Below are 13,751 nucleotides of genomic sequence, written 5' to 3'. Positions count from 1 at the left end.
CCCGCTCGCCTGCTATGGCGCGAGGGCGCCAACGCCCCGTTGCTGGCCGCCGTCCTGGAGGGCTGGGCCCGCCACTGGGAGAGCCGCATCGCCCGCCGGCGGACCGAGATAACGCGCCAGCCAGTCAAGGATGTGGGCGTGTAGGTCCCGCAGATTGGCGGGGCTGGCGAGCACATGCCCCTCTCCATAGTAGGTCAGCAGGGCCGCCTCGCGATTCAGCCGGTAGAGGACGCCGAACAGCTTGCCCATGCGCGGGCGTTCGAGATCGCTCTCGATCAGCAGGGCCGGAGCCCGCAGGTTGGCCGCGGAGAACAGCGGGCTCATCTCCACATAGCGCGCCGCCTCCGCCGGGAAGGCGCCGATCGCCGCCTGGCCGGTTTCAGCCCAGCCCGACAGCTGACCGATCGGAACGCCTTCGTCCGGCGCGGAGCGGAAGAAGGGCGGCAGCTCGAAGGCGCTGACCAGATCCGCGTAGCCGTTGGAGGCGATGACTGCGGCGACCCGATCGCTGTGCGGCGCGGCGTTGAGCACATTAAAGGCCCCGTAGCTGTGACCGAGCAGGGCGTAGCGATCGGTCCGAACCCGACCGGTGGCGCCGGCGGCGTCCGCGATGGCGTCGATCTGGCTCGCCAGGGCCGGCCCGGTCCAACGGCCGGTCGGCGGGTTCGGAAGGCTGACATAGAGGATCGCATAGCCGCCGCCGGCGATGACCGCCGGATTGTTCTGGAGCATGGCGGAGCGGCGGGTCAGCGCCGAAGGCGGGCGCGAGGATACCCTGCCGGGATAGACCTCGACGACGAGCGGCGCCTGCACGCCGTCCGGCAAGCCGGGCGGCAACAGCAACCAGCTCTTCAGCGCCTGACCGGCGGGACCGGTGTGAGCCACCTCGACGAGGTCGCCCCAGGCCAAGGCCGCGCGGTCGGCGTTGATCTCGGCGAGGGTCGCTTCGGCGTCGGGCCGGTGAAGACGCAGGCTCGACGTGCCGTCGGTCCGGTCCTGCCGAGCGACCACGAAGCCGCCGTCGGGGCTGGTCACGATCCGGGTCTCGTCGGGACCGAGAGGTGCGGCGCACCGGGGCGCCGGGTCGCCCGCGATACGCACGCAGTCGCCTTCGACAAGGGTTCGTCCCGGCGTCGGCTCTCTGACATAGGCGGCGCGGAAGCCGGCGTCCCGGGCCTCGCCGAGATCCGCGATCCGCCCGGGGAGGTCCGGTTCGCCGGACAGCGACACCAGTCTGTCGCCGCGTTCGACGCGGGTCTCGCCGTTCCACTCGACCAGCCGGTCGCCGGGCTGCGCCGGGATCGACTGACCCTCGCCGATGCGCCATCGGGCGGCGCCGGCGTCGTCGCTCAGGCGTAGGATCGGCGCGTCGCCGCGCCAGCCGCCGAGCGCCACCGGTTCGTCCCAGGGACTGCGCTCCGTGGCCGGCCTTCCCTGGAGCGCAGAGACCGCGCCGTCGATGCCGACGACCACATAGGCTCCACTCTGCTCGAACCCGGTGGAGCCGACCTCGCGGGCGAAGGCCAAAAGCCTTCGGCTGTCCGGGCTCCACGCCATCAGATAGGGGCCGTAGTCGAGCGACCGGTCGAGGAGAGGCTCGACGCCGGTGTCGATGTCGATCAGGCGCAGGAACCGCCGCCGGATGGGATCGCCGACCAGAACAGGCCGCTCTGGATCGGGCTGCAGGTCCTCGCGGTCCTCCAGGATCGCCACGCGGTTCTGATCGGGCGACAGGGCCAGATCGAAGATCGCGCCGGCGGCCAGTGTCGTTTGCACACCGGTGTGCACGTTCAGGCGGACGAGCGTCAGAACCGGGCGATGCGCGCGGGTGTCGCGGGCCGAACCGCTCGGGATGAAGGTGCCGCCGACGGATCGGCCGGAAGCCGTCGCCGCCCAGAGCGCCGCGATCCGATCCTGGGCCTGGAAGCCGGTGCGGGCGATCTCGGGCAACTGCCCGGCGGGCTGGACGACGAGAAGCAGCTCGTCGGCATTGCGCCACACCGCCGTTAGGCCGAGGCGCGGGTCCTCCAAGGCCAGATCGGTCCAGCGCACGGTGCCGGTGTCCAGCGTCAGGATCCCCAGACGCCAGGATTGCGGTGTCAGCTCGTAGACGAGCAAGCGGCGCCCATCGGGCGAGAACCGCCCGGCCGAATAGCCGGCGGCGCGGTCCGGGGCCTGGATCGTGTGAACGACGGCGCCGGTGCGGGCGTCCACGATCAGGACGGAACTGAGGACCCGGTCGGTATCCCTGGAGAGTCTATAGGACGGGGCCTGATCGTAGGGCGCACGCCGCTCCAACGCGATCCAGCGTCCGTCCGGGCTGACCCGCGTATCGCCGAAACTCTCCTGCCGGAGCAGGGCGTCGATGGTGAAGGGTCCGGCGGACTGGGCGAGGACCGGGCAGGCGAAAGCGAGCCCGGCCGCGAGGCCGAGCATCAGAACTGTACGGCGCATCACCAGCTCCGCGTCAGCTGGAGCGAGACGTAGCGGCCGATCACATCGGAGTTCGCCGCGTCATAGGCCACGCCTTCCGGCGCGTCATAGAAGGGCGGATCGCGGTCGAAGAGGTTCTGGACGGTCAGGGCGAAGGCCGTGCCGGCGAACGGGCCCGTGTCGGGCGCATAGCGCATCTGCAGATCGGCCGTGGTCCAGGAGCCGATGCGGCGACCCGACAGATCGGCGTAGTCGGAGACATAATCGACCGCGCCACCCACGGTGAGCGGGCCTCGTGTCCAGGACAGGTGGGTGCGTCCACGCAGGCCGACCGGATAGTTCGGCCGATTTACCTGAGACACGACCGGAGAGGTCGGGGTGGCCTGGGCGTCGAAACGCTCGAGCCAGGTCAGGCTGGAGGACAGGTCGAAGGCGTTCGGCCCAACCTCGAAGGCGTAGGCGACGATCAGGTCAGCCCCCTGGACCTGGACGCTGGCGGTGTTGACGTAGCGGGCGTCGACGATGGCGCCGTAGTCCGTGGCCGGAAACAGATCGCGCAGATTGGTGGTCGGCAGATCGAGGATCGCCTGCATGTCGGCGCGATCCTGGGCGTTGTTGACCGGATCGATCACCCGCACGAACGGGCTGAGCGTGGTGTCGCTGAGCGCGGTGAGGATGTTCTCCAGCGCGGGCTGGCCGATCCGGTTCTCGAAGTCGGTGCGGAAGGCGTTGACGCTGATCCGAAGCCCTTCGACCGCGGCGGGCTCGAAATCCCCACCGATCGTCCAGGTGTCGGCGGTCTCGGGCTCAAGGTCCGGGTTGCCGCCATACAGGATCATCGTGAGGATCTGGTTTGGACCGCGCGGGAGGATCGACGGGCTGGCCGTGGCCGCGTCGTTCACCTCACGCAGGGCGGGCGCGCGGAAGGACCGGCCGTAGTTGGCGCGCAGGCGGGCGCCGTCGACGGGCTCCCAGACCAAACCGATCTTGGGGCTGGTGGTCTGGCCGACGTCGCCATAGTCCTCGAACCGGGCCGCGAGCGACAGTTCGAGCCGTTCCAGACCCGGGCGGGTGTTGCCGGCCCCGAACAGGGGGATACGAGCTTCCGCATAGATAGCCGAAACATCGCGTTCGCTCTCGTTCAGGGCGCCGAGGACCGGTGCGGTCCCGGAGGTGAAACTGTCCACCTTGCGGTCGAAATTCTCCCGCCGCAGCGATGCGCCGACGGCGATCTTCAACGGGCCGCCCGGCAACTCCATCAGGTCGCCGTCCAGCATGACGTTCGCTGTCGTGATCCGGCTCTCGCTCCAGAGGTGGGTCCAGCCGCCGGTGATGAAGTCCAGCGCCGCCTGAGGATTGACGTTCCCGGCGCCGAACGGATTGAGGAAGCCGTCCCGCGCCGCGCTGTAGCCCGTGGCCGGATTGTCGGCCAAGGCGCCCAAGGCTTCGCGCAGGTAGGTGGACTGCAGCGTTCCGGACGAGCCGAACCGGGCCTCCTCCGCGCCATAGGCGAGATAGCTGGACAGACGCCACGATCCGCCCAGGTCGAGATCGGCGCCCCAGGTGGCGGACAGGGTCTCCACCGCGCCGGACTGCACCGGGTTGGCCGTCTGGCCGGCGAAGGAATAGGCGATCAGGTGCGAGTTCGCGCCAGTCGGGGATTCGAAGAAGGGGTTGTTGCGGTTGACCGTCAGCAGGGTCGAAATCGGCGAGGAGTGGGTCTCGTAGTCCCGGCGCGCCCAGCGGGCGTCGCCGGAGACGGTCAGCCGGTCTCCCAGATCCTGCCGACCCGCCAGATAGGCGATATGACGGGTCTGCCGGGGAAAGACGTTCATGCCGAACCGCTGATTGGTGCGGTTCTCCTGGCCGGCCAGGAAGTCGCCGGGCGCGAGGTTGGTCCCGTCCTGGCCGTCCGGAATGGCGAAGGCGGACACATAGGCGCCCGACACCGGGTCGATCGCCATGATGTTGCCGGGGTTGCTGTAGTTCAGGCGGCGGTCCGACCCGCCGAAGCGGCGCAGATCGGCGTCGGCGGCGCGGTCCCGTTCAGACGCCGCCAGAGCCTCCCGGTCCTGGTATTCGTAGACGCCCATCAGACTGCCGGTGGACCAACGCCGTCCGATCGTCTGGGCGAACAGGACGTCGGAGAAGGCGCCGTCGGCCGCCGTGCCGTAGCGGGCCCGCGTTTCGGCCCCGTCGTAGTCGTCGCGCAGGACGACGTTGATGACCCCGCCCACGGCATCGGCGCCGTAGAGGGCCGAGGCTCCGTCGAGCAGGACGTCAATGCGCTCGACGGCGGCTGTCGGGATCGATGACACGTCGGCGAAGTCGCCCTTGGAGCCCGTGCCGGCGATCCTTCGTCCGTTGACCAGGACGAGGGTGGCGTCGCTGCCGAGGCCGCGCAGGTTCACCCCGTTGGAGTAGTTGGCGTTGGTGCCGCTGCGGTCGCCGCCGTTGCTGAGCGTGGCGTCATTGGCGGTGCCGGCGAAATTCTGCGGCAGAGCGGCCAGGGCCTGGGCGACGGTCGCGTGGCCGTCGCGGTCGATCTGGTCGCGGCTGACGACCACGACCGGGGAGGGGCCGTCGAGAACGCCGCGCAGCAGGCTGCCCGTGACCACGACTTCCTCCAATTCGGTCGCCTCCGGCTCGTCGAGGTCGGCGCGTTGTGACGGATCGATCAGAACGAAGACATTGGGTCGGCTGCGACGATAGGTCAGGCCGGTCTCGCGCAGCAGCAGGGCGAGGGCCTGCTCGACGGAATAGTCTCCCGAAAGGGCCATCGAGGCCCGGTCCGCCACCAGGGCGCTTGGATAGAGGATCTGCTGGCCGCTCTGGCGCGCGAAGGCGGGCAGGGTGCGCGACAGCGGTCCGGCCGGAATGTCGAAGCGGCGCGCGGCCTCGATCTGCTGGGCGCAGACCGGCGTCGCCGACGCCATCAGAAGCGCCGCGAGCGCCGTTGAAGTGAAGCCCTGTCTCATATGTCTCCCCCGATTTTTTATCCGCATTGATGCGGGACCAGGAAGAGACGACTGGGCGCAGGCCTTACCCTAAGTCCGGGTTCGAATTATCTTTTGGGGCGCCCGACAGCACGACATGGCCGTCTTCGGCGCGCTCCGCCGTAAGCGGATAGAGGTCGCGCAGCGCCGCCACGAAGCCGTCTACGTCGCCGGCGTCGAACACCCCGCTCACCCGGATCGCGGAGATGTCGCCGGCGCGCAGCTCGATCGGATGGCGCGTGTAGCGGTTCACCTCGGCCACGGCGACGCCGATCGGCGTTTCATGGAAGGTCAGCCGGCCTGTCGCCCAGCTGGTCGCGGCGGGAAGATCGGTAGTGACGACCCGCGGCCGGGGGACGGAGGTCACCAGTTGCTGGCCCGGCTGCATCGACCAGCGGCGATCGGCCTGCTTGCCCTCCTGCACATCGACCCGGCCTTCCACGAGCACCACGCGCGCCCCGGTCCCGAAGCGTCGGACATCGAAACGGGTGCCTACGGCCGTCACCTCGGTATCGCCGGCCCGGACGACGAAGGGGCGCTCGGGGTCGCCCCGAACGTCGAAGCGGGCCTGGCCCGCCGCCAGGGTGACCAGCCGACGGCCCTCCGTCAGGCGAACCTCGATGCGGGAGCCCGTGTCGAGGGTGATCGTCGAACCGTCGGCCAGCTGCACGACGCGGCGTTCGCCGACCTGGGTGAGATAGCGGGTCGGCTGCTGCGCCGACCACAACCACCCGCCCATAGACAGCGCCGCGACAACGGCGCCCACGGCGCCGACGGGCGCAAGAACGCCCAGAAGACGGGGACGACCCTTCCGGCGGGAAGCTGCGCGGGCCCGCGCCTCGACCGAAAGCGCCGCCATCTCGGGCTGGTCGGCGAGCGTCCGGCTCGCCTCCCACATTGCATTCATGCGGTCGAAACTTTCGGCGTTCTTGGGGTCGCGCCGCCAGGCGCTGAAAGCTTTCACGTCCGCGGTCGTGACCTTGCGTTGGTTGAGCCGCGCTAACCAGTCGGCGGTCTCCTTGCGTCTGATGTCGGCGTCAGCCTCGGTCGTCATCAGTCTTCGCCTAAAGGTCCAGCCGCAGCGCGCAGTAGTCGAGCGCCTTGGCCATCCGCCACTCCACCGTCTTGACGCTGATCTCAAGCTCCTTGGCGATCTCGGGATACGTCATACCGTCAAAGCGGCTCAAGACGAAGACGTCGCGGTAGAGTTGCGGCATGGAGGTGACGATCTGGGCAAGCAGCACTAGGTCGAACTGGGTCGCGCCTTCGGATTCCGGAGCTCGAAGATCGGCGTCGCGAGGTCTGCGGCGCCTGTGCTTGGCGTCGTCGCGCACCAGGTTGAGGGCGACCCGCAGCAGGAAGGCCCGGGGCTGGGCGATCCCGCCGTCGGCGAAGGGCGCGATACGGATGTAGGTCTCCTGAACCACGTCGTCGGCGTCTTCCGGGCTGACCCGGGCCCGGAGGCGGCGGTTCAACCACGCGGCGTAGCGGCGATACAGGCTGTTCAGCCCGTCGCCGCTGTCCGCCTGCAATGGCTCCGCTTCGCTCAACCTGCCTCTCCGACCGCGGCTCAAACGGCTGGAATCCGAGGCGCGAGCGGACAGCCGGGCGCAGACGCTCACACGCCTGACACGGTCATCCGGTCAGCGACAGCCACGCCGGGCGTGGGTCGTCGAAGAAGGTATCGCACAGGGGATTCCAGGCCCCTATCGGCGCGAACGCCGACGTCGAAGCATGAATCAAACGGAATCCCGACGCAAGCGGGAGGGGTCGGGCGTTGGAATCCTCTGCGAACGAGGCCCGTTACTTCAGCGCTCAGCGCCGCCTCCGTCAGCGACGAACCCCGGCTCAAGCTGTGCGCCTATCTCGCGGCGCCCGACCCCTCGCTGTAAGCGGAGGCTGTCAGGGGTTCAAGCGCCGGCGGCTCCCCGCGACCGCAAGAAACCTGCGGGCAACCCGCAATTGATCGACGTTGCGCGGCTCTAAACTCGCCGTGTACGGAAGGAGTAGGACAACCCGTGGTGTAGTATGGAAGCTGTCTCCGAAGATCCGGATCGTGCGTCGCCCGTGGTTTCCCTGAGCTCGCGCGAACAGGAATGCCTCCAGTGGGTCTGTCGCGGGAAGAGCTCTTCCGACATCGGGATCATCTTGTCCCTGTCGCCGCGCACCGTGGACAGCTACCTGGAGAAGGTGTGCTCGAAACTCCGGGTACGGACCCGGATCGAGGCCGTGGCGTCCGCCGTTCGGCTGGGTCTCATCGATCCGGGGTGAGGGGAGGGGGCGGGCCAGGAACTTCTGTGAGGAAGCCCGGCGTTTCGCCGCCAATCGCCGCCGACGCTCGCGCGTCCCCTGTCGGCGCCTATCGTTCCCGGAACCCGCCGCGGGCGAGCCTAGACTGGAGAGGCCGGTCGCGCCAGTTGGGCTTGACCGTCAACGGCAGGGGAGCAAGACACGCCGATGGCCAAATATTCGCCGCTCGCAGCCTTTCTCAGACGCCAGAAGCGCGCAGAAGTGGACCTGACGTTCCGGGACATCGAACGGATCGTCGGCGGCATCCTGCCCAAGGCGGCGGCGATGGAGGACTGGTGGCGCACGGATCCCGCGCGGGAGCCCATGCCCCAGCATCTCGCCTTCGCCGACGCGGGTTTTGTCGCCGAACCCCGGACGCGGGCCGAAACGGTCCGTTTCGTCCGGGTGGGGGGATGCGGCGTCACAGGAGGCGCGGCGCGGCCGAGCGGGACGATGGCCGAGGAGTGAGGCCTGGACGCTCTCGGCAAGGCCCGGTCGACGGAGCGCTTGCCGGAGCGGCTCAGATCGGCCGATCAGTGATGGTCGGCGTGACCCTGGGGAGCGGGAGCATCCGAGGGCGCGGGCGTGGGCGCCGCCGGTTCGGCGGGCGGAGGCGTTTCGGGTTTCATCTTGTCGCAGCAGGACATGGCGGCGTTAGCCGCCATGTCCTTGCAGCACTCGCAGCCTTCGGCGGCGAGCGCCGCACCCGCGCTCAGGGCCAGGACAGCGCCGGCGGCGGCCAGCAGATTGGAAAGTTTCATCGTCGTTCTCCTAGTGAACCATGAAGCTGACGGACCCGGACATCTTGTGCCCGTCCGCGCCTTCCGCCGTCCAGGCGGCCCTGTAAGTGCCCGCCACGAGGCGGGGCAGGGCCACGCTGACGGTCGCGGCGGCCGGCGCGGCAGGGGCGTTGACGACGACCGGGGCACGTCCTTCGGCGGTGAGGGTCACGGTCTTCAAAATCATCGCGTGCGGGAAGGTGACGCTGAAGCGTTCGGGCGAACCGGATGTCATGGCGCCATCGGCAGGGACGGTGACGATGCCCGATTGCGGCGCGGCGGCTTGAGCCGGCATGGCATGGCCAGCGTGCGGGTCTTGGGCGGCGGCCGCTCCGGCGAAGGCCAGGGCTGCGGTGAGGACGAGGGTGCGGATCATCAATGATCTCCTTCGGTTAGAACCAGGCGTTGAGACCGACGACGAAGCGTGTGTCGTCTATCTCGCCGCCTCGGGCTTTGATGTAGTCGGCGGTATCGCCGAGCGCGCGGCTCCATTCGACGCCGACGTAGGGGGCGAGCTCCTTGCGAAACTCATAGCGGAGACGCAGGCCCGCTTCGACCGAGGACAAACCGGAACCGAGCTCCAGTTCCGGAATGTCGCTGGCGGAGGCGTCGATTTCGAGGCGCGGCTGGAGGATCCAGCGCTGGGTGATGCGCTGGTCGTATTCGGCCTCGACACGAGCGGTCAGGTTCCCCTCGGTCGACAGGAAGGAGGCGGCGTCGATCTCCCACCAGTAGGGCGCCAGACCCTGAAGGCCGAGAACCAGATGCGTCGTATCATCGCCCTCGAGGCGGAAGTCCTGGCGCACGCCGGGCTGGAGGTCTCAGAAGGGCGTCACAGCCGGCTGTAGCGCCTCGGATGATGATGACGAGGACCACCGCCCAGGGGCATCAACCTAGACCGGCGCGTTGAAGGTCAAGGTCGCGTTGTTGGTGACAAACCGCTCTCCGGGTTGCGACGGCGCGTCAATAGTTACCGCGACCAGCATGATGGGGCCGCTCACGCCATCCTGAAGCTTCAACCGGCCGTCGGCGTCGGTGACGACCGTGCGACGTTCGCGAGGGCCGAAACGGATAGTGACGGGGTGCGCCGCTAACGGCTCACCGTTTCTGATCAGCTGAAAGCCGGCGGGCATCGATTGACCCGGTTCGAACAGCGGCAGAAACTCCACCTCCAAACCCGTTGGGCCCTGCGGGATCGGGGTGCAGGTCTGGAAACACACGAGAGATTTCGCTAGGCGGCGCGATCGGATCTGGAGCGTCGCGCCAGCGGGAAGCAAACGATGGACTGTCGCGATGTCCTCCGCCGAGAACGGGTGCTCGTCAAGGTAGGTCTCGACCTGGTCAGGGCGCCAGTTGGACTCGCCCCAAACCGTCTGAAGAGTGACCGCGGCCATGCCCTCGTCGGCGCTGGAGACGGTTAAACGGAGGGATTGCCGATGGGCGTCCACGGCGACTTGGGCGGGCCTGCCGTTCACCATCGCTCGTGCTTCTCCGACCCGCGCCAGCGGCGAACCGACATTGAGAGCGGGAAAATCTGACGACGAGGTCGCGTGAACGATAAGCGGTTGTCCGGCCGGTCCGACAAAGCGCTCGGGGATGAGAAAGAAGTCGTGGGCGACCGCGCCGCCGGCGACGAGGCTGAGGCTCGTGGCCAAGGTCAGCATCAGACGAGTGTTCATGAGATGGGGCCTTCTTTTGCGTGATTTCAGCAGGACGCGCCGAGTATCGGTGGGATCAGAAGCGAGCCGTCAGTCCGACGTAGTATCGGCGTCCGACCAGATCGTAGGTGGACGGGTCGGTATTGGCGGCGATCGCGGGCGCATAGACGGGCGGCTGTTCGTCCGTCAGATTGTTGACGCCCGCGCGAAGTGAGACGGTCGAGTTGATCTCAAATCCAGCGTTCAGATCGAAATAGTGGATGGCGTCGATGACTTGGCTTCGATTGTTGAAGTTCTCGACCTCGCCTTGGTAACGCCAGCGCAGACCGAGGGTCCACGGATCCTGAGTCCAGTTCAGGGTCGAGAGCGCCTTCCATTCCGGGAGGGTTAGACCGAAGCTGTTGGAAACGGTGCCTTTGCGATCGGTGTAGGGGCCGCCCGGGATGTCCTGCCGCTCCCATTCCAGCAGCCGGGTGCCAGTGACGTTGAGGGCTAGGGCGCCCCAGTCTGGTGCGCCTATGTCGGTCAGATCGAGCCGCCAGTCGATCTGGAAGTCGATCCCCTTGGTCTTCAGCGTGCCCAGGTTGGCATTTGTCTCGAACGTGCTGGTGATCTGGCCGGAGTTCGGATCCCGGCTGAACAGGCGGCAGAACACGTTGTTCGGATCGTAGGTCGGGTTGGAGACGCCGTCCTGATTGTAGCAGCGGCGCAGCTGTTCGGTCGTCGAGACCGTGCCGACCACCTGCTCGATGGTGATGTCATAGTAGTCGATGGATCCGGATACGCCGCTAAGCCACGCGCTAGACAACGGCGACTGTAAGATCGCGCCGACCGTGAAGGAGTCCGCGGTCTCCTCCTGCAGGTCGGGATTCCCGCCGGTTACGCCCGACACTTGCGAGTTGGAGAAGGTGTAGGAGTCGATCACCTGCGCCGGGACATTCTGCGCCAGACAGAGGCTCCGCACCTGGCCGGCGTTCGCGGCGCCGGGCGCGCGATAGGCGCCGCGGATGTCGCAGGGGTCGCCGGAGAACTGCCGCACCCCGGTCGAGGACACGGGTACGCCGATCGACGGGAAGCTCAGGTTCTGGGCGGCGAAAAGCTCCCCGATCGAGGGCGCGCGCACCGCGCGTTGCACACCGCCGCGCAGCCGCAGCCCGTCGATCGCCTCCCAGCTGAGGTCCGCCTTGTAAGACGCGACCTGTCCGATGGTGTCATAGTCTGACACACGGTAGCCGAGGTTGGTCTCAAGCTGGCGAATGAACGGCAGGTCGGCGAGCAGCGGGATCAGTACCTCGGCATAGAGTTCCGACACCGTATCCGATCCCGACAGCGGCGTGCCGGAGTTGCCGGCCAGTTCAGGTCCGGTGACGCCGTTAAGGGTAAAGGTGCTGATCAGCAGGTTGTCGGGCGAAAAGTCGTAGTTCTGCTCTCGGTAGGCCGCGCCGACAGCCGCGCGCACCTCGCCGGCGGGCAGGGTGAACAGCCCACCCTGCAGATTGGCTTCCACTACACGCTGATCGTTCGTAGTTTTATTGCGCGGCACCCGGCTGACATAGGCGATACAGCTGGCGCTCAACGGATTGGCGCCGAAGGGGTTGAAACCGCCGGTGCAGAGCGACGCGCCGCCGTCTGACGCCTCCAGGAGCCGCTGAATGGCGGAGCGAGAGAGATAGCCAGTGTAATTGGTGTCGTTGTCTACCCGGCCATAGGTCAGGTAGGCGTCGTAGGTCCAGTCGCGCAGACCGACCAGATCGCCGCGTAAGCCCGTGGTGATCTGGTAGACGCTGTAATTTTCGTTCTGGCGGCGCGGACCGAGCTCGTTGAATCGTTTGTCGAGGCGGAAACTCCCGGCCGGATTGGGTCGCGAGTTGAGGACACCGCGCAGTTCAGTAGGAATGAACGGATTGGTAGATGGGATACGGAAGCCCGTAGTGGGGCCGGTACCCGGGTTGGACGCGAGCTGGTTGCCGGCCTGATACTGAGAAAACAGGACGTCCGTGTAAAACTCGACCGCTTCGGTGAGCTCGTAGCTCGCGGCCGCATACACATTGTACCGGGTCTGGGGAATAATCAGATAGTTGCGATCAACGGTGCTGTAGGTGAAGTCCGTCTGCTGCAACGGACCCGGCTTGCGGAACCCCTCATAGTCTATGCCGCCGGGACTCACGTAATCGCGCGCGCCCTGATAGGTGAACAAGGTTCCGTTGTTGTTGAAGCCGAACGTATCGCCCCGTGCAGCGCCGGAAACGGCGGCGTTGACGGCGGCGGCTGTCGGCAAGTTTGAGGCGTCGAACACCGTCGACCCGAGCGGCGAGGTGCCGGCGAACCCGCCGATGAGCGAGAAAGAGCGACTGGCGTTGAGCACGGACGCCCGGTTGGAATAGCTGGCCGAAAGAACAGCGCGACCCCGTCCCTCGGCGAAGTCCCCGCCGAGCGTTAGGCTGACCGCCTCCGCCTCCGCGTCGCCCTGGTCGGAGGCCCCGTACTGAGCGTCTAGCTTGAAGCCTTCAAAGCGGCGGTCGAGCAGGAAGTTGAGCACGCCGCCCACCGCGTCCGATCCGTAGGTCGAGGAGGCTCCGCCCGTGATCGTCTCGACGCTAGCGATCAGGGGGGTGGGCAACAGGTTGAGATCGACGACCGACGAGGCGTTGGATGGGACTATCCGGCGCCCGTCGAGAAGAACGAGGGTTCGCGTCGATCCAAGACCACGGAGTTGCACATTGGCTTGGCCCGCCAGATTTGGGCTGTTAGAGGCCGCGTTGCCCAAGGCCGTGAACTGCGGCAATTCGTTGATCAAGCTCTCGATGTTGACCGATCCCGTCGCCTGGAAATCCTCTTGGGTCACGGTCACGATCGGGCTGTTGGCGATGTAGTCCTGTCGGGCGATGCGAGACCCGGTGACGACAACAGCTTCCAGCTCTGCGGCCGGTTCGGATGACGATGTCTCGGAGGAGGGACGGTTTTGCGCCGCGACAGGCAGGGCCGTCGCTGTCGCCACGATCGTGATTCCGGTCAGGACAGAGGAGGCGACGAGCCGGCTCCTGAAAAACTTATTGGCCAATGGTTTCCCCCTAGCGACATTGCGGCCAAATCGCGGCCCCTCTTTGTTGACTACGCGGCGTCTCCTCCCTTCCCTCATATGTCGCGAATTTTTCAGTCGACCGGGATGGTCGGAGCTCTCGGACGCGTCGAACAACGCTTTCCAAGCCGGTGGGGATTGCTCGAAGAGGTGCAGAAGACCGGATATCGGCGCTCGACGACGGTCGAGGACGTTAGTGCAGTACCTCGCCACCGACAGGATCGACCTGTCTAAGCTGGCCTGCCGCGTCCTGGACGAAGACTTCGACGGTCTCGCCCTTTTCGATCAACGTGGTAGCGCGGACCAGGGCTGACTCGATGGCGTCGACGCTGAAATCGAAGTGGCCGGCGTCTCGGCCATCGCGGAGGACGCGCCAATCGCCTTCGCCTCGAATGACTGTGAACTGGATGGTGTCCGAAAGCGCCGTCAAGAAACTGCTCCAACTGCGAGCCTGGGTGACGATGGTTTCAGCTTACCCGACGTTTCGGGAACGGTTCAAACCAAACACCCCTCAAGG

11 protein-coding genes and 1 pseudogene are annotated in these 13,751 nt (G+C 67.0%); 2 read left to right on the top strand and 10 right to left on the bottom strand.

Translation table 11 applies throughout. The features are described from left to right. Window positions 1–12: 12 nt before the first annotated feature. The 4 genes from H2037_RS09175 to H2037_RS09160 all read right to left on the bottom strand — a co-directional run bounded on the left by H2037_RS09175 (window position 13) and on the right by H2037_RS09160 (window position 6,979). Window positions 13–2,454 carry a prolyl oligopeptidase family serine peptidase gene (locus H2037_RS09175; protein ID WP_292120612.1) on the bottom strand — a complete coding sequence of 814 codons (2,442 nt, stop codon included), beginning with the start codon at window positions 2,452–2,454 and terminating at the stop codon, window positions 13–15. Further along, complete coding sequence (locus tag H2037_RS09170; protein WP_292120609.1) at window positions 2,454–5,411, bottom strand: TonB-dependent receptor; 2,958 nt, start codon at window positions 5,409–5,411, stop codon at window positions 2,454–2,456. The genes H2037_RS09175 and H2037_RS09170 overlap by 1 nt, the downstream gene beginning before the upstream one ends. Window positions 5,412–5,475: 64 nt before the next feature. Continuing rightward, window positions 5,476–6,483, bottom strand: coding sequence for a FecR domain-containing protein (locus tag H2037_RS09165; protein WP_292120606.1), 1,008 nt, complete (start codon window positions 6,481–6,483; stop codon window positions 5,476–5,478). 10 nt (window positions 6,484–6,493) lie between these two features. Next, window positions 6,494–6,979: an RNA polymerase sigma factor gene (locus H2037_RS09160; RefSeq protein ID WP_292120603.1), complete on the bottom strand. Its 486-nt coding sequence runs from the start codon at window positions 6,977–6,979 to the stop codon at window positions 6,494–6,496. 478 nt (window positions 6,980–7,457) lie between these two features. Between H2037_RS09160 and H2037_RS09155 the strand changes: the two genes are divergently transcribed. Both H2037_RS09155 and H2037_RS09150 read left to right on the top strand, forming a co-directional pair. After that, window positions 7,458–7,700, top strand: a complete 243-nt coding sequence (locus H2037_RS09155) for a helix-turn-helix transcriptional regulator (protein ID WP_174086279.1) — start codon at window positions 7,458–7,460, stop codon at window positions 7,698–7,700. Between the two features lie 186 nt (window positions 7,701–7,886). Next, entirely contained in the window at window positions 7,887–8,186 is a 300-nt protein-coding gene (locus H2037_RS09150) for a toxin-antitoxin system, antitoxin component (RefSeq protein WP_066551007.1), read from the top strand. Between the two features lie 65 nt (window positions 8,187–8,251). Here the strand turns inward: H2037_RS09150 and H2037_RS09145 are convergent, their stop codons facing one another. The 6 genes and pseudogenes from H2037_RS09145 to H2037_RS09120 all read right to left on the bottom strand — a co-directional run bounded on the left by H2037_RS09145 (window position 8,252) and on the right by H2037_RS09120 (window position 13,664). Next, window positions 8,252–8,479, bottom strand: coding sequence for an ammonium transporter family protein (locus H2037_RS09145; protein WP_066551009.1), 228 nt, complete (start codon window positions 8,477–8,479; stop codon window positions 8,252–8,254). A gap of 10 nt (window positions 8,480–8,489) precedes the next feature. Then, window positions 8,490–8,873, bottom strand: coding sequence for a copper resistance CopC family protein (locus H2037_RS09140; RefSeq protein WP_066551011.1), 384 nt, complete (start codon window positions 8,871–8,873; stop codon window positions 8,490–8,492). Between the two features lie 16 nt (window positions 8,874–8,889). After that, window positions 8,890–9,306: pseudogene (locus tag H2037_RS09135) on the bottom strand (copper resistance protein B); the annotation flags it as partial. 84 nt (window positions 9,307–9,390) lie between these two features. Continuing rightward, entirely contained in the window at window positions 9,391–10,176 is a 786-nt protein-coding gene (locus H2037_RS09130) for a DUF4198 domain-containing protein (RefSeq protein ID WP_082854036.1), read from the bottom strand. Between the two features lie 55 nt (window positions 10,177–10,231). Further along, the gene (locus H2037_RS09125; protein WP_066551013.1) at window positions 10,232–13,216 is read right to left on the bottom strand and encodes a TonB-dependent receptor; all 2,985 of its coding nucleotides are present in this window, start codon (window positions 13,214–13,216) and stop codon (window positions 10,232–10,234) included. 211 nt (window positions 13,217–13,427) lie between these two features. Beyond that, window positions 13,428–13,664 carry a hypothetical protein gene (locus H2037_RS09120; protein WP_066551015.1) on the bottom strand — a complete coding sequence of 79 codons (237 nt, stop codon included), beginning with the start codon at window positions 13,662–13,664 and terminating at the stop codon, window positions 13,428–13,430. Window positions 13,665–13,751: the final 87 nt, after the last annotated feature.

The sequence above is a fragment of the Brevundimonas sp. genome, from assembly GCF_013912065.1.
Lineage (GTDB): Bacteria > Pseudomonadota > Alphaproteobacteria > Caulobacterales > Caulobacteraceae > Brevundimonas.
Note: the sequence above shows the minus strand (reverse complement) of the source record. Positions and strands in the feature narration are given on the sequence as shown.

Bases quoted from the DNA above. Each gene is read 5' to 3' on its own strand.
- H2037_RS09175 (WP_292120612.1), bottom strand. From the start codon at position 2,454: ATGCGCCGTACAGTTCTGATGCTCGGCCTCGCGGCCGGGCTCGCTTTC.
- H2037_RS09170 (WP_292120609.1), bottom strand. From the start codon at position 5,411: ATGAGACAGGGCTTCACTTCAACGGCGCTCGCGGCGCTTCTGATGGCG.
- H2037_RS09165 (WP_292120606.1), bottom strand. From the start codon at position 6,483: ATGACGACCGAGGCTGACGCCGACATCAGACGCAAGGAGACCGCCGAC.
- H2037_RS09155 (WP_174086279.1), top strand. From the start codon at position 7,458: ATGGAAGCTGTCTCCGAAGATCCGGATCGTGCGTCGCCCGTGGTTTCC.
- H2037_RS09150 (WP_066551007.1), top strand. From the start codon at position 7,887: ATGGCCAAATATTCGCCGCTCGCAGCCTTTCTCAGACGCCAGAAGCGC.
- H2037_RS09145 (WP_066551009.1), bottom strand. From the start codon at position 8,479: ATGAAACTTTCCAATCTGCTGGCCGCCGCCGGCGCTGTCCTGGCCCTG.
- H2037_RS09140 (WP_066551011.1), bottom strand. From the start codon at position 8,873: ATGATCCGCACCCTCGTCCTCACCGCAGCCCTGGCCTTCGCCGGAGCG.
- H2037_RS09130 (WP_082854036.1), bottom strand. From the start codon at position 10,176: ATGAACACTCGTCTGATGCTGACCTTGGCCACGAGCCTCAGCCTCGTC.